The 18,095-nt window shown below is 63.6% G+C and carries 17 protein-coding genes and 1 riboswitch; of the genes, 11 read left to right on the top strand and 6 right to left on the bottom strand.

Features of this window, described 5'->3' with window-relative positions; genetic code table 11:
- Nucleotides 1-17: 17 nt before the first annotated feature.
- Nucleotides 18-196: riboswitch (cobalamin riboswitch) on the bottom strand.
- Between the two features lie 84 nt (nucleotides 197-280).
- From cbiE to cobM, 3 genes are read left to right on the top strand one after another with little or no spacing between them, the layout of a single operon-like run.
- A complete protein-coding gene (gene cbiE / locus BCY88_RS03900; protein WP_120342965.1) occupies nucleotides 281-1,525 on the top strand; it encodes a precorrin-6y C5,15-methyltransferase (decarboxylating) subunit CbiE in 1,245 nt (414 codons plus the stop codon).
- Nucleotides 1,526-1,538: 13 nt separating this feature from the next.
- Entirely contained in the window at nucleotides 1,539-2,309 is a 771-nt protein-coding gene (locus tag BCY88_RS03895; RefSeq protein WP_120342964.1) for a cobalt-precorrin-6A reductase, read from the top strand.
- A gap of 58 nt (nucleotides 2,310-2,367) precedes the next feature.
- Nucleotides 2,368-3,096 carry a precorrin-4 C(11)-methyltransferase gene (gene cobM / locus BCY88_RS03890; RefSeq protein WP_120342963.1) on the top strand — a complete coding sequence of 243 codons (729 nt, stop codon included), beginning with the start codon at nucleotides 2,368-2,370 and terminating at the stop codon, nucleotides 3,094-3,096.
- A gap of 19 nt (nucleotides 3,097-3,115) precedes the next feature.
- Here cobM and BCY88_RS03885 read toward each other — a convergent pair whose 3' ends face one another.
- A complete protein-coding gene (locus BCY88_RS03885) occupies nucleotides 3,116-4,207 on the bottom strand; it encodes a polyamine ABC transporter substrate-binding protein (RefSeq protein ID WP_404935672.1) in 1,092 nt (363 codons plus the stop codon).
- Nucleotides 4,208-4,285: 78 nt separating this feature from the next.
- On the bottom strand, nucleotides 4,286-5,284 hold the full coding sequence (gene speB, locus BCY88_RS03880) for an agmatinase (RefSeq protein WP_259461230.1): 999 nt from the start codon (nucleotides 5,282-5,284) through the stop codon (nucleotides 4,286-4,288).
- A gap of 187 nt (nucleotides 5,285-5,471) precedes the next feature.
- On the opposite strand from speB, the gene BCY88_RS03875 reads away from it, so the two are divergent.
- Nucleotides 5,472-6,359 (top strand): LysR substrate-binding domain-containing protein, encoded by an 888-nt coding sequence (locus BCY88_RS03875; RefSeq protein ID WP_120342962.1) that lies wholly within the window; start codon nucleotides 5,472-5,474, stop codon nucleotides 6,357-6,359.
- Between the two features lie 57 nt (nucleotides 6,360-6,416).
- Here BCY88_RS03875 and BCY88_RS03870 read toward each other — a convergent pair whose 3' ends face one another.
- On the bottom strand, nucleotides 6,417-7,997 hold the full coding sequence (locus BCY88_RS03870) for a rhomboid family intramembrane serine protease (RefSeq protein ID WP_120342961.1): 1,581 nt from the start codon (nucleotides 7,995-7,997) through the stop codon (nucleotides 6,417-6,419).
- 161 nt (nucleotides 7,998-8,158) lie between these two features.
- Between BCY88_RS03870 and BCY88_RS03865 the strand changes: the two genes are divergently transcribed.
- Both BCY88_RS03865 and BCY88_RS03860 read left to right on the top strand, forming a co-directional pair.
- A complete protein-coding gene (locus tag BCY88_RS03865; RefSeq protein ID WP_404935669.1) occupies nucleotides 8,159-9,058 on the top strand; it encodes an AraC family transcriptional regulator in 900 nt (299 codons plus the stop codon).
- A 2-nt stretch (nucleotides 9,059-9,060) separates the two neighbouring features.
- Nucleotides 9,061-10,185 carry an alpha/beta hydrolase family protein gene (locus BCY88_RS03860; RefSeq protein WP_120342960.1) on the top strand — a complete coding sequence of 375 codons (1,125 nt, stop codon included), beginning with the start codon at nucleotides 9,061-9,063 and terminating at the stop codon, nucleotides 10,183-10,185.
- 20 nt (nucleotides 10,186-10,205) lie between these two features.
- Here BCY88_RS03860 and BCY88_RS03855 read toward each other — a convergent pair whose 3' ends face one another.
- Nucleotides 10,206-11,699 (bottom strand): MDR family MFS transporter, encoded by a 1,494-nt coding sequence (locus BCY88_RS03855; protein WP_120342959.1) that lies wholly within the window; start codon nucleotides 11,697-11,699, stop codon nucleotides 10,206-10,208.
- Nucleotides 11,700-11,932: 233 nt separating this feature from the next.
- Here BCY88_RS03855 and BCY88_RS03850 point away from each other — a divergent pair, with 233 nt between their 5' ends.
- From BCY88_RS03850 to BCY88_RS03835, 4 genes are all read left to right on the top strand, one after another.
- Nucleotides 11,933-12,193, top strand: a complete 261-nt coding sequence (locus BCY88_RS03850) for a DUF1488 family protein (protein ID WP_120307689.1) — start codon at nucleotides 11,933-11,935, stop codon at nucleotides 12,191-12,193.
- Between the two features lie 303 nt (nucleotides 12,194-12,496).
- Nucleotides 12,497-12,814 carry a DUF4148 domain-containing protein gene (locus BCY88_RS03845; RefSeq protein ID WP_120343003.1) on the top strand — a complete coding sequence of 106 codons (318 nt, stop codon included), beginning with the start codon at nucleotides 12,497-12,499 and terminating at the stop codon, nucleotides 12,812-12,814.
- 209 nt (nucleotides 12,815-13,023) lie between these two features.
- Nucleotides 13,024-13,659 carry a carbonic anhydrase gene (locus BCY88_RS03840; RefSeq protein ID WP_120343002.1) on the top strand — a complete coding sequence of 212 codons (636 nt, stop codon included), beginning with the start codon at nucleotides 13,024-13,026 and terminating at the stop codon, nucleotides 13,657-13,659.
- Nucleotides 13,660-13,776: 117 nt separating this feature from the next.
- The gene (locus BCY88_RS03835) at nucleotides 13,777-14,454 is read left to right on the top strand and encodes a type 1 glutamine amidotransferase domain-containing protein (RefSeq protein WP_120342958.1); all 678 of its coding nucleotides are present in this window, start codon (nucleotides 13,777-13,779) and stop codon (nucleotides 14,452-14,454) included.
- 27 nt (nucleotides 14,455-14,481) lie between these two features.
- Here the strand turns inward: BCY88_RS03835 and BCY88_RS03830 are convergent, their stop codons facing one another.
- Nucleotides 14,482-15,063 (bottom strand): alpha-ketoglutarate-dependent dioxygenase AlkB family protein, encoded by a 582-nt coding sequence (locus BCY88_RS03830; protein WP_120342957.1) that lies wholly within the window; start codon nucleotides 15,061-15,063, stop codon nucleotides 14,482-14,484.
- 120 nt (nucleotides 15,064-15,183) lie between these two features.
- Here BCY88_RS03830 and BCY88_RS03825 point away from each other — a divergent pair, with 120 nt between their 5' ends.
- Complete coding sequence (locus BCY88_RS03825; protein WP_259461229.1) at nucleotides 15,184-15,543, top strand: BON domain-containing protein; 360 nt, start codon at nucleotides 15,184-15,186, stop codon at nucleotides 15,541-15,543.
- Nucleotides 15,544-15,691: 148 nt separating this feature from the next.
- On the opposite strand, the gene BCY88_RS03820 is transcribed toward BCY88_RS03825, so the two are convergent.
- Nucleotides 15,692-17,998 (bottom strand): PA14 domain-containing protein, encoded by a 2,307-nt coding sequence (locus BCY88_RS03820; RefSeq protein ID WP_259461228.1) that lies wholly within the window; start codon nucleotides 17,996-17,998, stop codon nucleotides 15,692-15,694.
- Nucleotides 17,999-18,095 lie beyond the last annotated feature (97 nt).

Genomic DNA, 18,095 nt, shown 5'->3' with positions numbered 1-18,095 from the left:
CCGCCCGATGGTGGCTGGCACGAACAGTCTGGCCGGCAGGTTTCCTGGCTGGCAGGTCATGGTCCGCTGCGGCCTTCCCGGTCGAACCAGTGGCGTGGAGCGCAGGCGGACTCGCTGCATACAGTTGCGGGGGCAGCCACAGTGGCACTGTGTTCCCTCTTCGGCCCCGAAGGGCACCGGCGGCTGTATTATGCCTTTTTTCGGATAGCTCAACGAGGCTGGACGCTTTGATCGGCGTGGCACAGCGCAATATTTGACGATACAGAATGAGGAAGGATGCATGCCGGCGTGGCTGACCGTGGTGGGCATAGGCGATGACGGTTTCGCCGGTTTGGGGAGGCCCGCGCGGCGTGCTTTGCTGGAAGCGTCGGTGGTGTACGGCGGCGAACGTCATCTGGCGATGTTGCCGCGGCGGCTGGCCGCGCGCCGCGCGGCATGGCCGAAGCCGTTCGATCTCGCGCCTTTGCTGGCGGAGCGTGGCGCGCCCGTGTGCGTGCTGGCGAGCGGCGACCCGATGCTGTTCGGCGTCGGTGGGACACTGGCGCGGCAGTTGGCGGCGGGCGAGTTGCGGGTGTTGCCCGCGCCGTCTTCGTTGTCGCTGGCGGCGGCACGGCTCGGCTGGCCATTGCAGGACGTCGCCACGGTTTCGTTGGTGGGACGCCCGTTGCCGGCGCTCAATGCTCATCTGCACGACGGCGCGCGCGTCTTCGTGCTGAGCGCCGACGGACGCACACCCGCAGCGCTTGCCGAGTTGCTGAATGCGCGCGGTTTCGGCGCGAGCCGGATGACTGTGCTGGAACATTTGGGCGGCGATCGGGAGCGGCGCATAGCGGGCCGCGCGGACAAGTGGCCTGCGGGCGAGGTGGCGGCGTTGAACCTGATCGCGCTCGAATGCCGCGCCACGGAAGGCGCCCCGCGTATGCCGCTCACGGCCGGCTTGCCTGACGACGCCTTTCGCCACGACGGTCAGTTGACCAAACGCGACGTCCGCGCGATCACGCTGGCGCGCCTCGCACCGACGCCTGGCGAATTGCTATGGGATGTGGGCGCGGGCAGTGGTTCGATCGGCATCGAATGGATGCGCGCGCACCCCACGTGCCGCGCGATCGCGATCGAAGGCCACGCGGAGCGTCAGCGCTTCATCGAACACAATCGCGACGCGTTGGGCGTGCCGGGTTTGCAACTCGTGGCGGGCCGCGCGCCCGATGCGCTGGCGGGATTGGCGGTGCCGGATGCCGTGTTTATCGGCGGCGGCGTGACAGCGCCGGGCGTGCTCGATACCTGCTGGGCGCATCTGCGTGACGGCGGGAGGCTGGTTGCCAACGCGGTCACGTTGCAAGGCGAGGCCGTGCTTGCCGCGTGGCGGGAGCTGCATGGCGGCACGCTGACCCGCATCGCGCTGGCCGAGGCCCAGCCGCTCGGCGGCTTCGATACGTGGCGCCAGGCGCTGCCGATCACGCTGCTGGAGGTGACGAAGTCGGTCGATCACACGCACGGCGCGTTCGATCCTTCACCCCAACCGTAACCGGAGCGGCGCAATGATGCGGATCCTGCTGCTCGGCGGCACCGGCGACGCTTTGCGGATCGCCAGACAACTTGGTGCTGAGCACGTGTACAGTCTCGCGGGCCTCGGCAAGGTGCCGGACGATCTGTCCTGCGCGGTGCGCGTGGGCGGCTTCGGCGGCAGCGAAGGCATGGCGCGTTATATCGCGGAAGAACGTATCGGTCTCGTGATCGATGCGACGCATCCGTACGCCGCGCAGATCAGCGCCAATGCCGCGCAAGCGAGCGGCGCGCCGCGCGTGCCGTGCTGGGCGCTGCGCCGCGCAGGCTGGCAGCCGCAAGCGGGCGACGACTGGCGCATGGTCGGCGATTGGGCCGAACTCACGGTTGCGCTCGCGCCGTTCAGGCGGCCGCTCTTCACGCTCGGGCGCGAACCGCTCGCGCATCTCGACGAAATTCCGCCGCAGCAGTTCTGGACGATACGCTGCCTCGACGCGTACGAAGCACATCCACGCGCGCGGATTCTGGCGGCACGCGGCCCGTTTACGCTGCAAGGCGAGCGCACGCTGTTCAGCGCGGAAGCCTTTGATGTCGTGGTCAGCAAAAACAGCGGCGGCAGCGCGACCGAAGCGAAACTCGAAGTCGCGCGCGAGCATGGTTTGCCGGTCGTCATGCTGCGGCGCCCCGAACTGCCCGCCGTCGATCGCGAGTTTGCAAGCGTGGCTGACTTGCTGGAAGCATTGCGGGCTTCAGGTCGAGTTACAGGCCGGGTTACAGGTCAACTCGCAGGTCACGCTTCAAACTAACTCACAGCTCAAATGGCGCATGCACAACATGCCAGCCGAACGAATCATGGAGTACTGAATGACGGTGTTTTTTATCGGCGCGGGTCCAGGCGACCCGGAACTGATCACGGTGAAAGGGCAACGCCTCGTGCGCGGCTGCCCGGTGATCCTGTACGCCGGCTCGCTGGTGCCGGCCGCCGTATTGGAAGGGCATTGCGCGGAACAGGTCGTGAATACCGCGGAGCTCGACCTCGATCAGATCGTCGCCTTGCTCAAGACCGCGCATGACAAAGGCCGGGACGTGGCGCGCGTGCACTCCGGCGACCCCTCGCTGTACGGCGCAATCGGCGAGCAGATTCGCCGGCTGCGCGAACTCGGCATTCCCTACGAAATCGTGCCGGGTGTGACGGCGACCGCCGCCTGCGCGGCGACGCTCGGCTGCGAACTGACGCTGCCCGATGTTTCGCAGACGCTGATACTCACGCGCTTTGCAAGCAAGACCACGATGCCGGAAGGCGAGCAACTCGCGGATCTTGCCAGACATCGCGCGACGATGGCGATTCACCTCGGTGTGCGTCATCTCGCGCGCATCGTCGATGAATTGCGGCCGCATTACGGCGGCGCCTGTCCGGTCGCGGTGATCTATCGGGCAAGCTGGCCGGATGAAGAAAAGCTCACCGGTACGCTCGACGATATCGTCGCCAAAGTGCAGGGCACCAACATCGAGCGCACGGCGCTGATTCTGGTGGGACAGGTGCTCGCTGCCGACGGATTCGCCGAGTCCACGTTGTACGCGAAAGGCGGCTGATCCGCACGGCGCCGGCTCGCTATCCGCCCGTCTTCAACTGCGCCCACAGTCTGCCTTCCAGACGTTTGATCTGGGCCGGCAAGGGCTTGAGCAGGAACAGCGTTTTCAGCACCGGCTCAGGCGGGTACACGGTCGGATCGTTGAGAATCTCCGGCCGCACGAATTTGCGCGCGGCGGCGTCCGCATTCGGATAGAACACCGCATTGGTGATCCCGGCATGTACCTCGGGCCGCTCGATGTAGTTGATCCAGTCGAGCGCGGCTTGCGGATGCGGCGCATCTTTGGGGATCGCCATCATGTCGAACCAGACCGGCGCGCCGCCTTGCGGAATGAAGTACTTAACCTCGTAGCTCTTATTGGCTTCACGCGCGCGATGGCTCGCCATCGAGACGTCGCCCGACCAGCTCAACGCGAAACAGATGTCGTCGCCCGCGAGATCGTTGATGTAGCTTGTCGCGTTGAACTGCGTGATGTACGGCCGAATTTTCTTTAGCGCGTCATAAGCGGCCTGATAGTCGGCGGGATTCACGCTGTTTGGGTCGCGGCCGAGATAATGCAGCGTGACCGCGAAGACATCGGTCGGCGCATCGAGCACGGACACACCGCAACTTTTCAGCTTGCTCAGATACTCGGGCTTGAAGAGGATGTCCCAGTTATCGAGCGGCGCGTCGTTGCCGAGAATTTTTTTAACCCGCGTCACGTTGTAGCCGAGGCCCGTGGTGCCCCACGCCCACGGTACCGCGTACTGATTGCCGGGGTCCGCGTCGGCGACCAGTTTGAGCAGGCTGGGGTCGAGGTTCGTCAGGTTCGGCAGCTTCGATTTGTCGAGCTTCTGGTAGATGCCGGCTTCGATCTGCTTGGCGAGAAAATTCGAGGTGGGCACCACCACGTCGTAGCCGGTTGAACCGGTCAGCAGTTTCGCCTGCAAGGTTTCGTCGCCGTCGTAGACGTCGTACTGCACGTGAATGCCGGACTCTTTCTCGAAGTTCGGTACGGTGTCCTTCGCGATGTAGTCGGCCCAGTTGTACAGATTGAGCTGCTTCTCGTCGGCGTGTGCGGTCGCGCCGAACGCGCACAGCAACAGCGCTGCCAGCATCGGCGTGGCGCGCATCCGGGCGGCGGGCGGGCGCTTCATGACGGTATGGGGCATGGTGTCATCCAGAGAGGTTTCAGAAGAGGGGCGATAGCCTTACGTGCGCTCGAGACGTTGCAATTTCTGATTGCGCATCAGGCACAGCATGTCGGCGGCGAGGTGCGCCGCGGCGAGCGCGGTGACGTCGCTGTGGTCGTAGGGTGGCGACACTTCCACCACGTCCGCGCCCACCAGATTCACGGCGCCCAGCGCGCGTACGATTTCCAGCGCCTGGGCCGAACTCAGGCCGCCCGCCACCGGCGTACCCGTGCCGGGAGCGAAGGCCGGATCGAGGCAGTCGATGTCGAAAGTGAGGTAGGTGGGCATATCGCCGACGATCGAGAGCACTTCGTCGACGGTCGCCTGCGTGCCGTTGCGATGAACCCACGGCGCGTCGAGAATGCGCACGCCCATGAAGTCGTCGTTCCAGGTGCGAATGCCGACTTGCACCGAGCGGGCAGGATCGATCAGCCCTTCGCGGATCGCCTTGTAGAACATCGTGCCGTGGTTCAGCGAATCGGGGTTGTCGTCCGGCCACGTGTCGCAGTGCGCATCGAAATGAATCAGGCTGAGCGGCTTGCCGTATTTTTCGGCGTGCGCGACCAGCAGCGGGTAGGTGATGTAGTGATCGCCGCCGAATGTCAGCATGCGCGTGCCGGTCGCGAGAATCTCACGGGCGTGGGCGATGATCGCGTCGCGAATGCCGAGCGGGTTGTGGGCGTCGAACCCGCAGTCGCCGTAGTCGACCACGTTGAGGTGATCGAATGGATCGAAGCCCCACGGAAACGCGCCCAGGTCGGCGAGTTGCACCGAGGCCGCGCGCATGCCCGCCGGGCCGAAACGCGTGCCGGGGCGGAAGGTGGTCGCGAGGTCGAGCGGGATGCCCGATACGGCCACGTCGACGCCGCTGAGATCGCGCGTGTAAGGCCGGCGCATGAAGGACAGCACGCCGGCGTAGGTGGGCCCGGCCGGGTGCCCGGCGGTGGCGGTGCGCGCGTGAGGCGGCGCGGCGGCGAGTTGCGAGGCGTTCAGGTTTTGAGGCAGGTTCAGGCTCATACAGGTCGATCCGGTCAGTTTCAATAAGCGCCGTCACACAAATATTGCTCATGTCTGATGAAATGGCCGATTTCGTGTGAGGGGCAACTGACGCTATGATTGCGGGGCAATATTCCGGCGAAAAGCGAAGAATCTTGCTGGAAGTATCGATATTTTTAATATCTGGCCGTGACCTTGGTGACCCGAGATGCGTAGACTTCCCCCTCTGCAGGCTTTGCTCGCGTTCGACGCGGCCGCGCGCCTCGGCAGTTTCACGCGCGCCGCGCAGGAACTGGCGCTGACCCAATCGGCGATCAGCCATCAGATCCTGCAACTCGAGGAATGGACCGGCCAGCCGCTCTTCCGGCGGATCGGACGCGGTGTCGCGTTGACGGCCGCCGGTGCGCTGTATGCGCAAACCGTCACGACGGCGCTCTCCACGCTGGCCGACGGGCGCGACCGGATCGAGCCGTATGGCAATCCTGATTCCGTGATCCTGGTGTGTGCGCCGCAGTTCGCCTCCGGCTGGCTGATGCCGCGCATGCGGGCGTTTTCCGAAGCCTTGCCGAACCTCGAGATCTGGCTCGTGACGGGCGAAGAGGTGAATGAGATCGATCGTGTCGATGTCGATCTGGTGGTGTCGGAGAAGGAGATTCGCACGCCGGAAGTGGTGTGCGAATTGCTGCTTGAAGAAGAGGCCGTTGCCATCTGCGGCCCGATGACCGCACGGCGTTTGCGCTCGGTGCCGTTTCCGGAGGTGTTGACGCAGGCGCCCTTGCTGGTTCACGAGGGGCACGCGGACTGGGCGCCATGGCTGCCTGAGTTAAGGCGGGGCGGTTTGCGCACGCGCCGGGCAATGACGGTCAGCGATCCCCGCTTTCTCGTGGCGGCCGCCGAGCAGGAGGCAGGCATCGCGATGGTGTCCCGCCTTAGCGCCGGCGACGCCTTGACGAGCGGCCGCGTCGAGGTCTTGCCACAGGTGCCGGCGTTTGCGCTCGCGCCGCTCTGGTTGATGCGCTCGGCCCAACCGGCGCGCTCCGCCGCGGTTGACGCGGTTTATGCCTGGATGATGAAGTTGTGCCGGAATAAAGCTTGAGGGATCGACGCGCGCGCGAGGCGCTTGCGCGTCCGGACGAATTCCTCGATGTTTGTTTCAGCGTGGCGGATTGTCGATCTGCGCGGCCAGCTTCTTGACCAGCGCCGCCTGTTCCTGCGAATCCTTGCTGAGCGCGCGAATCGAAGTTGTCGCAACGGGATCGTTGTCTTCGGTATGCGAGAGCATCAGGGCGCCGGTTCGAACGATCCGGCGGTTGTCGTCGAAATAGCGCAGCATCGCCTGCCGCAGCGCGGTGCGCGGCGAACCGTCTGGCAGCGGGGTGTTTTCGACCGACGCATAAAGTGCGTCCCATTGCGGGAGGATGCCCACAATGAGCGTGTTCGAGGCGGCATCTCTTTCTACTTGCGAACGCATTTTCATGTGCTGCCATACGCGCGTGTCGTCGATAGCGTGCCTTTCCTGCGCACTCAACTGGACCAGAAGTTTCGAAAATTGAAGCTCCTCGTGTTTCGCTTCGCTGATGTGCGTCAGCGGGTAGGCCAGGACGGCCAGCGTGACGCAAGCCACGAGTGAAGCTAGCAATGCACTCCTGAACGAGTGTCGCTGGCGCGCCTCATTGTCCAGTGGCCTTGCCAGCAGCGCGCCGATCAGCAAACCGCCGGCGAGACCGCCCAGATGCGCGGCATTGTCGATGCCACGATGGCGGAAACCGTCGAGCAGATTGACGGCGATAAACACCCACATCGCGCTGCGATTGCGCGCGGCGATGGTGGGCGGCAGTTCTTTGCGAAAGCGCAGCACGAAAATCAGCAGGCCACCGGCCACGCCAAAAATGGCGCCGGACGCGCCGGCGCTATTGATGGTCGGATGCGTGAGCACGCTCGCAATGCTGCCGGTCAACCCGGCAAACAGATAGAGCGCGAGGAAGCGCATGTTCCCATAGAGGCGCTCCGTTAGCCGCCCCACGGCATAAAGGGCGATCATGTTGAACGTGATGTGCAGCAGGCCGAAATGCACGAACATGGACGTGATCAGGCGCCACGCTTCATTGCCGAGCGTATAGGGCCCGAAGTTCGAACCCCAGCCGATAACCGCAAAACGATCCACTTTCATCACACCGACGCCCGCGCCGCACATCGCCGCAAACACGATGACGTTCAGCGCGATCAGCAGATACGTCACCCAGGTGAAACGTGTCAGGGCGGCGAGCTTGTCCTTGAACGTGGCAAGCGCGATACGCTCGGCCGCGAATGCGGGCGTCATCTGAGCGGGCAACAGTTCGACGACGCGCCGAACGTCTTCGTCGCTACCTAGCTTCAGGACGACGTGCTCGCTGCCACCTTGTGCGGGATGCAGATCGAACGAGATGCGGTGATGGGCGAGTTTGATGTCGAAGATTGCCGCACGCGGCAGGTTTCGTTGTTCCGCGTTGCGGGAGCGGCGCAGCGTGATGTCGTCACCCGAAAATGACAGTTCGCCGCTGATGCCTGATGAATAGCGGATCGCGGAAAACAGGCCTTGTCTGCCCGGCGGTTTGATCGAGTAGCGCAGCCTGAAGGTTTGCGTGGTGTCCCAATCGGCACACGGCGTGGCACAAGACGTCGCATAGGGCGTGGCACACGCCGTTGCTCCCGAAGCGAGGGCCGGCGCGCTCAGGGTGGGTTCCAGACGATCCATACGATCCCCTTTCTCTTTCTATTTTTCTTTATGTCGTTCGTGGCACGCGCCGTTGCGGCGTCGCGTGGTTCTGATTGTAGTATTGAAGGTCGCGCCTGCGTCGAGGCAAATGTCGCAAGCTCTGCACCATCTTCCGCCCATGAGGCCGCTATCCTAGCGCCATGATGAAGCCCAGCACCGAACGCGATTATCGTCGACGGATCGCCCGCGTAATCGAGGCGATTCTGGTGGAGCCAGGCGCGCCGCATACGCTCGAGAGCCTTGCCGCGGTGGCGCATCTCTCGCCGTATCACTTCCATCGCATCTATCGTGCATTGACGGCCGAGAGCGTGGTCGAGACCGTGCAACGCCTGCGGCTTGCCCAGGCCGCGCAACGCTTGACCCGCACCGGCGCTCTGATCACCACGGTCGCGCACGACGCCGGTTACAACAGTCCGCAGGCCTTTGCGCGCGCGTTTCGTGGTTTCACCGGGGTGACGCCGAGCGAATTCAAGGCGCGGCAAAAACGGCTGGCCGCGCCGTCCCGAGCGGGCAGAGCAAGCGAAGCGGGCGAGACCCGAGGGGCAGGCACGGCCGAAAGCCCGATGTCGGCTTTGCCGCCGGTCGAACTCACGGAGATCGCGCCGCTCGATCTCTTGTGCCTGCGCCACGAAGGCCCGGTCGCGACGATCGGCCAGACCTTTCGCTCGCTGATGGAACGGCTGGGCTGCGGCGAGGACGCGCTCAAGGACCAGCGCGTTGGCGTCTGTACGCGCGATCCGGCCCGGCCTGGCGGTTTTCGCTATCACGCGGGCATTGTCGCCATGTCTCATGGCGTGCCGGATGAGGGCGATGCAATCGAGGCGTTGCGGGTGGAGGGCGGACTGTATGCGGTTCATCGGCTGGTCGGCCCGTATGCGTTGATCGCGCCGACCTTCCAGGCGCTCCATGGCGGCTGGCTGCCGCAAAGCGGCTATGCGCGCGACAACCGGCCGCTGCTCGAGGTGTACCGGAATCCGGAGATAGCCGGTTTGCAGCACGCGTGCGTCACGGATCTGATGATTCCCATTCGCAAGGACTAACCATGTTTAGTCGAGCTTGTGCCGCCCTCGCGTGTTCGGCGGCGTTGTTGTGGGCGGGCGCGGCCGTGCCGGCGGATCAGCCCGCCTGGCACGTGGGCGAGACGGCTCGCGTCTTCCATCCCGACGTCGCGCGCAATTGGCGTGGAGCGCGCACCGAAGCGCTGGTAACGACCGTCTGGTATCCGGCCGATCCGGCACGTCCGGAACTCACGCATGATCTGGGCGCGCCGGGTCGTCCGCTCTTTCACGGGCACCCGGCTGTCGTGGATGCCCATCTGTCGAATGCGCAGGCGAAATATCCGCTGCTCGTGCTCTCGCACGGTACCGGCGGCAGCGCGGACAGCCTCGACTGGCTCGCAGCGGCGCTTGCCGCTCAGGGCTATATCGTGGCGGGCGCCAATCATCCGGGTAACAACGCACTGGAGCCGATGACCCGCGATGGCTTCATGCTCTGGTGGGAACGCGCCACGGACGCGAGTGAAGTACTGGACGGCGTCCTTGCCGATCCGATGCTGGGTCCGCACGTCGACCGGGACCGGATCGGCGCCGTGGGTTTCTCGCTCGGCGGGTACACGGTTCTTGAACTGGCGGGTGCGCGAACCAATTTGCCGGCCTTCGAGCGTTTCTGTACTGGACCGCAGGCCGATGCCATCTGCCATCCGCCGGAAGCCGCCCGGATTCACGAGGACCCGCAAGCGCCTGCGTTGACGCTCGCCACGCTTTCGCCCGAAACGAAGGCGTCCCGCGCCCGCGCCGGTGATTCGTACCGGGACCCGCGCGTCAAGGCGGTCTTTGCAATCGCACCGGCGCTGGGCGAAGCATTCGATAGTCACTCGTTCGCGGACGTCGACATTCCGATCTCACTGCTCGCGGGCGAGGCCGACGTGACCGCGCCGGTGGACACCAACATCCATCGCATCGCGGGTCTACTGCCGAAAGCGACCATTACGATGGTGCCGGGCGCGGCGCACTATACGTTTCTCGACACCTGCTTACCCGGTGCGGTCGAGCGTCTTGCGACCATCTGCAAGGACAGTCCAGGTGTCGATCGCGATGCGGTGCATGCGCAAACGGCGCAACGGGCGATCGACTTCTTCGCCGCCGCATTGCCTGCGCGCGGCGCGTAGTCTGTAGCAGTTAGCGGCGGTCAGTCCTCGAGCGGCGAAAACGCTTCAAGCGGGACCTGCTTCGCCCCTCCGATGCTGATCGCCGGCACGAAGCCCAGCAGCACGACCACAAAAATCGCAATCACGAAGATCGAGATGAAGGTCAGGTGCAGCGACTGATGCAGCACCATGCGGATCATGTCGCTGTTGGCGAGACTCGTGACCTGATTCTGCAGCAGCGCTTTCAACTGATCCGAGGTGACCACGGCGACGTCCTTCGAGTGACTGAGCCCGAAGTTGAGCACCGCGCCGAACAGCGTCGCGCCCAACGTGCTGCCGAGATTGCGCGAAAAAAGATTCGATGCGGTGGCGCTGCCGCGCTCGTCCATCTTGACGATCTCCTGGATCAGCACGAGCGAACTGACGCTCGAGGTGCCCATGCCGAAGCCCATGATGAGCGAGCCGAACGCCGCGATGAGCGGCGAGCCGCCGGGCTGCAGGAACAGCAGCAGTACCGCGCCGAGCGGCACGAACGCGCTGCCGCCGATCAGAATGCGCCGCAAGCCGATGCGGTGAAACGATTTTGCCGCGAGCGTCGCGCCCGCCGGCCAGCCCACCATCATCATGGTGAGCGCGAGACCCGCGACCACGGGCGAGCGATGCAGCACGCCCTGAACATACATCGGCAGGAAGGTGGTGGCGCCCATCAGGATCATGCCGGACAGCACCGTGGCGGCATTGCACGCGGCAATCGGCCGGCGGCTCCATAGCGCGAATGAGATCATCGGCTCAGCCGCGCGGCGTTCCTGGAAGACGAACAACAGCAGGCACAACGCGAATGCGCCGCCAGCGAGCGAGGCTTTTGCGATGTCGTCGTCGCCGGCGTAAGTCAGCGCCATCATCAATGCCGCGATCGCCGCCATGAAGAGCGCCGCGCCCGCGAAGTCGATCGACGGCCGCGCATGCCGCTCCGATTCGCGCAGGAACGCAATGAAGCCGGCTGCCGAGGCGAGCCCGATCGGCACGTTCATCCAGAAGATCCACGCCCAGGACAGATTGTGGATGATGAAACCGCCCACCATCGGACCGATCACCGCTGAAATGGCCCACACGCTGGCGAGATAACCCTGCACCTTGCCGCGTTCGCGCGCCGGATAGAGATCGGCGACGATGGTCAGGGTGACCGGCTGGATCGCGCCGGCGCCCACGCCCTGAATCAGACGGAACACGATCATCGCGGGCATCGACCAGGCGAAGCCGGCCAGCACCGAGCCGAGCAGAAAGATCGCGATGCCGGCGAGCATGACCGGCTTGCGTCCGTAGAGATCGGCGAGCTTGCCGAAGACCACGGTCATCGCGGTTTGGGTGAGCAGGAACGACGAGAAAACCCAGCTATACAGATGCAGATCGCCAAGTTGCGCGACGATCTGAGGCATGGCGGTGGAGACGATGGTGGCTTCGATGGCGACCATCGCCATCGAAGCCATGACGGCGGCAATGACTAACGGACGCGACGATTGCGGGCTGCGGGACATGGGGCGGGTAGTATTAGGATGTTGGAGGCGTCTGACGGCGTAACAGGCGACATGCATGCCGCGACGCATAAGCGCGGCCGCCCGAAGGCGGCCGATGTCGAGTATGCACCTTGCGGAGAATGTGTGCTGACGCGGATAACCGTAGTTGGGCCGGAGTGAGATCGAAGTCGCGTTGAACCGGCTTGGCATGGCCTTTGCGGGTCAGCATGACTTTCGCCAAATGGAGGGTCATTATGAGGATCGAATTCACCGGACGCCGTGAAGTGGTGGCAGCGGCGCGCGTCGCCTTCGAAGCCAATGTCGATGGAGCCGACGTCTGGTGCAGCGTGTCGCTGGATGCGCTAAACGACCATTTCGGCAATGGCGGCCCGTCGGCCCACGATCTGGTCGGGACTTTCGAGGCCAATCGCGCGCGGATTGAAAATGCTACGCGGCGCGTGCTCGAAAAAAACGGAGGACAATCCGTCGAACTCGAAACCGGGGATTTCAACTGAGGCCTGAGCGGCCCGAATCCTGACACTGGAGGGCGGGTCCGGCATCTGCACGCCGGGTCTGCTCAACGCGCTTTTCACCAGCACATCGCCTGGTGTCCCGGCACCCGAACACATCCCATATCTGGCCGCCTGCTGTCGATGCAGAGCAGTGCACGCGCGGGCGATTTCTCCAGATTCAACAACAATCCCTTCGATGAGCACCCGTTACTCCGGGAGACGCCCGCGCCTATATTGGGCTCAGCGGTCACGGAGAACATCACCCGGCGCGCCGCGCACCATCAATCATCGGAGCTTGTTTTTATCATGAAGTCCTTGATCAAGGCCGTCGTTATCGTTGCCTCGCTTGCCGCTTCGGCCACCGTTTTTGCGCAATCGAATTCCCGCATCACCCGTGAGCAGGTGCGTGCCGAACTGGTCCAACTCCAGCAGGCGGGGTATCACGTTGGAGACGGCGACGAGGCGCATTATCCGGACGCAATTCAGGCTGCGCAGGCACGGATTGCCGCGCGAAATAACGACACGAGCAACACGAGCGGTTACGGCGGCAGCGCCGCGGGTTCGTCGCAAAGCGGCCGGGCGGCAGTCTCAGAGGCTGACTGGAACGCGATGTATGGCCATTGAAGCGTCAGCTTCGCCGAAGATGCGCGCAGATGTGACTGACCTGCATAAGCTTGATCCAGACTGACCGACCGCAGGCCTGTGGCGTCTCGCGCCGCGGGTTAAAGCGGTAGGGCGGTTACGGTATAGTCTTGCACGAACCGATCGCAGATATGCCTTGGGCCTTTGCCGCAAAATCGGCAGGTCGAGGCTTTGATTATCCGGAGAACGTCGTGCAGAAAATTATCGAAGGACTAGCCCGCTTTCAACGCGAAGTCTTCCCACAACAGAGCGCATTGTTCAAGCGTTTGTCGACGGCGCAAAGTCCGAGCACGCTGTTCGTGACCTGCTCGGACAGCCGTGTCGTTCCCGAATTGCTGACACAGGTGGAACCCGGCGCGCTGTTCGTCATCCGCAACGCGGGCAACATCGTGCCGTCATACGGTCCCGAGCCCGGCGGCGTGTCGGCCACCGTCGAATACGCGGTGGCGGTACTCGGCGTGCAGGACATCGTGATTTGCGGGCACTCCAATTGCGGGGCAATGACGGCGATCTGCACGTGCAAGAACCTCGATCATCTGCCGGCGGTGGCAGGGTGGCTGCGTCATGCCGATGCGGCGAAAGCGATCAACGCGTCACGAACTTATTCATCGGATGTCGAACGTCTCGACGCGCTGGTCAAAGATAACGTGATCGCTCAACTTTCGAACATTCGTACGCATCCTTCGGTGGCCGTGGGTCTGGCGAACAAGACGCTGCGTTTGCATGGCTGGATTTTCGATATCGAAAGCGGCACGATGCTCGCGCTTGACGGACGTACCGGGCAGTTTTTGCCGCTGGTGGAGAACCCGGAAATTTATGTCGTCTAGCGCGGGCGGGATTCTTCTGCGGGCCGGATAGCCGCCTATACTGCCAGAACGCGCGAAGCTGGCGACTCCGCTCCGAAGTTCTGCGCAGCGCGAATTGAACCGACTCGCGAGGTTTCCATGAAGATCCTGGTGGTGCTGACTTCACATGACCAGCTCGGTAATACTGGCCGGAAGACCGGTTTCTGGCTCGAAGAGTTCGCCGCGCCGTATTACGTGTTCAAGGATGCCGGCGTCGAGATGACGCTCGCGTCGCCCAAAGGCGGCCAGCCGCCGCTCGACCCGAAGAGCGACGACCCCGACGCGCAGACTGACGCAACCCGCCGGTTCAGCAAGGATCCGGACGCGCAAGCCGCGCTCGCGAATACCGCGAAGCTCTCCACGGTATCGGCAGCGGACTATGACGCGGTGTTTTATCCCGGCGGTCACGGGCCGCTGTGGGATCTTGCCGAAGACCCGCATTCGATTGCACTGGTCGAAGCGCTTTATGCCGCCGGAAAACCGGTCGCTGCGGTATGCCACGCGCCCGCTGTGCTACGGCATACGAAGTTAGCGGATCAGGCGCTGCTCGTACGCGAAAAACCGGTTACCGGCTTTTCCAATTCCGAGGAAGCGGCGGTCGGTCTTACCGATGTTGTGCCTTTCCTCGTCGAAGACATGCTGAAGAAGAACGGCGGCCGCTATTCGAAGGGGCCGGACTGGCAATCGCATGTCGTGATCGCGGGCAATCTGATCACGGGGCAAAATCCCGCGTCTTCGGAAGCCGCGGCCAAAGCGCTGCTCGCGAAGCTCGGTTAGAAGCCGGCGCGCCGGCCTCAGGCAACCTCACCCGGCATAGCAGCGAAACGCGAGGCTGATACGTGGCCCTGTCACAGCGGCCAGCTTGGGAATGCCGTGTTCGTGCGTGAATTGCGAGGCGTAGCTCATGACGATGCAACTGCCGGGTTCCAGCTCCACATGCACCATCCGGCCAGGACCTGCCTTTGGGCGGATCGACATGCGGCGGCTCGCGCCGAGCGAGACGATGGCAATTGGCTGGCCCGGCACCAGTTTTTCCGTTTTGTCGCCGTGGAGCGCGACACTGTCGTTACCGTCGCGGTAGAGATTGAGACCGACGCGATTAAATGGCGCACCGAGCAGCGCGCGGACGGCCTCAAATGCTTCGCCGAGCGGCGCAGGCAGATCTTCTGCTTCCCGGGCGAAGGTGGCGAGCAGGCGCGGCACCGCCACTTCCCGGTCGTACATCATGCGCTGCTGGCTCATCCAGCCGATATTTTCAAGTGACTGCTCGAGCCACTGTTGCGCGGTAATTGCCGGGATCGGATCAGGCAAATAGCGAATTCCGCCTTCCTTGTCATTGACGAGGGTCACGGGCTCGGGGGCAAACAGGCCTTGCTGGAACACCATGATTCAAACCTTGGGGAGCAATAGCCCGGACACGAAGCAGAGGGCCATCCATAGGGACCATTATACTGTGTTTTTATACAGTATTTTGGGCCGCGTCGCGACTTTCCATCGGACAAAAACATGAACCGCAAACGAGACCATGGCCTGCTGGCAGCCGTATGCATGACCACGGCGCTTTCGGCTTGCGTGCAGACGGGCGGTGAGATGTCGAACACGGACGTGTCCCGGGCAATGGCAAGCGGCAAGGCCGCGCAGTCGTCCGACAGCAGTCTGTCGATGGCAGTCAGGCAAGCGCTCGACAAGGCCCCCGGCTTTAATGTGTCAGGCGTGTTCGTGCGCGCACGCGATGGCGCGGTAATCCTGAGCGGTACAGTCCATAGCGCCGATCAGATCCGGCAAGCAGAGCAAATCGCCCGAACTGTGCCGGGTGTGCTGGTCGTGGTGAACAAGCTCACGCTGTGGCACGGCGGTAACGGCTGAAAGGGCGCTTTGCAGCGGATATGCGCTGGCGCTCTCGCGCACACCGCTTTTGTTTTTACGCATCGGCGTCCCCGCCAATTCTGACTGGCGACGAAACCACCGGTCGGCAGTTGCTGCCGCGTTGCCGACCGGTGAAACGATCGCTCCGTCAGTTCGACGTCACCAGCGAATCCGACGGCACGATCCTCAGTGCCCCAGGATTGCGCGCCGTTGGGCTCGACCACGACAGATGCATGCTCGCCGGGCCCGTTCCGTGCACATACTCCACCTTGATCGAGGCGCGCTGCTTCGCGGTGAGCCAGGTCGTGCCGCTCACGGTGGCTAGCGTCGAGGTCTTCTTGTTGATGACCCGCACCCCGTTGATCCACAGGCGCGCCACGTTGTCGCTGTTGATCGAGAACGTATAGAGCCCGGTTCTGGCGGCCTCTATCGCGCCGGTCCACCTCACGCCATAACCGGTCGCGTTGATTCCCGCGGAGGCGTCAGGCGAATCGGTGCCGCGTTCGGTGTTCAGGTCGAAGTCGATCAACGGCGTGACCGACGTCTTGACCGGCGCGCTGCTGAAAGTCGGATCGTTGTAGTAGCCGACCTGCAGCACCGGCAGCTTCACATCGAATCCACCCGTCAACGCCTGGACCTCCGAGGTCTGCCACGGGTGGCCGTCCGGATAGATCGTCCCCTGGAAGGGCGTTGCCGGCTCGACGGTGGCGGGCGCGCTCGGCACCTGCCCCCAGTGGAAGCGCGTATTGGTGCGGCCGATCATCAGTTCCCACACGACGAAGCCCGTGGTGCCGCCGTAGTTCGACACAATCCCGGGCATCGTCTGCCCCGTCGTGCCGGGGAAGCCCCGCTGCAGCGTTTCGGAATTCAGGGCGCTGACATTGCTGCCGTTCACCGGACCCGTGTACGGGTTGCCGTACGGATGGAACGCGTAAAAGTCCGAGAAATACGTGCCTTCGTCCTCCTGCACTTGCGGCGAATTGATCGGCTGTGTCGCGCCCGCATTCAGAATCGCGATGCGCGCGTCGTTCATCATCACGGCGCGCGTTTGCTGCAACGAGCCGTTACCGCTGCAGCCCGGTTCGTTCATCGGCTCCCAGAAGATGATGCGCGGGTCGTTGCGGTGCGGCGCGACGAAGTCGGTGATGTAGTTCGCGAGACTCGCCTTGTACGTCGTGCTCGCATTGGCCGTTGTGGGCTGGAAATACGCCTGCTCGACCGGTGTGCCTGGCGACTGCACCCACTGGCTGTTATGCACGCCCCAGACCGGCGCGGGTTGCGGACCATAGGCGGGCGTCGGATTCCAGCAATCGTCGTAGAAAATTGGCGAGACCTTGATGCCATGCCGCGCGGCGATCTTCAGCAGGTTTTCGAACTTGCTAAGGAATGCGACACGATCGTTCGCCCACACGAGATAGTGCAAGTACACGGCAATCGTGTTCATGCCGTACGTTTGCGCGTAGGTCAGCTCACGATTCACGATCTCAGGGTCGTAGTTCTCCCAGAAGTCGATCGCATTCACTGCATTGGACGGCGTGTAGACCGCACCGACAACCTTGGAAAAATCGAAACTGGGTGACGTCACGCTCGGATACGTGCGGATCGTGATGTTGCTGAAGGTCGCGCCGACGCCGAATCGCCGCAGCCCGAAGCTGCCCGACTGGAATGCTGTGGGGAGTGCGTTGGTGGCATCGTTGACGCTGATCACGCGCTGCTGGTCGAGATCGACGGTGATGGCCGTGCCGCTCGTCGTGACCTTCAGGTGGTGCGTGCTGCCGCCCACGATCGTGCTCATCGGGTACGCGATGAAGCTCGTCCAGTTGTTGTTTTCCCGGCCGACCTGCAGCACGTGCGAACCCGTATCGAGGCCGATGTAATAGCCGGTCAGGCTATCGGGGCCGCCCGCGGTGGGGTTCGTCGTACGCACGATAAAGCCGGCATTCGCGGCGCCGTTGCCCACCGGCGCGCTGACCGTCACATCCGCTTCATAGGACGCCGTGGCATAGGTGCTTGCGAGCGCAACGGTTTTGTCGCCGGCGCCCGTGCCGTTGGTGGCCGGCGGGGGAATCGTGATGGTCGAACTGCTCGCGCCGGGCTGCCAGCCTTGGGTCGATCCGGGTGCGAGGTAGCTGGTGAAGTCGCCGAAGTTGAGGGTCGTGGTGGAAACCGGAGTGGGCGGGGGTGGTGGCGTGTACGGCGGAAGGTTGAGGGTAGGGTCCGCGATCACGAGCGGCGGCGTTGTTGTCTTCATCCCAAGGGGGATGGTCTTCGCCGCTCTGAACTCGGCTTCCACGTTGGCTGTATCCGCCAGAGCGGCCGCCGAGGCTGCTGACGCTGCCGAGGCGTCGACTGCCGCGACCTGCCTGTTCGCTGACGCAGCCACGTCCGGCGAACCGTCATTACCGCCGCAAGCGCCCAGCATGGCGAGCGCCGCTAGCACAAAGTAATTGCGCACCTGTATCTCCTGATGTCCCCGCTTAATAGATGGTCATAATTATTATTAAATCTGAATGAGGCAAAGGACGGCGTGTCCAAGCCCCATGGATGCGGAA

The sequence above is a fragment of the Paraburkholderia fungorum genome, assembly GCF_003610895.1.
GTDB classification, from domain to species: domain Bacteria; phylum Pseudomonadota; class Gammaproteobacteria; order Burkholderiales; family Burkholderiaceae; genus Paraburkholderia; species Paraburkholderia fungorum_B.
This window is presented reverse-complemented; position numbering and strand designations above follow the sequence as displayed.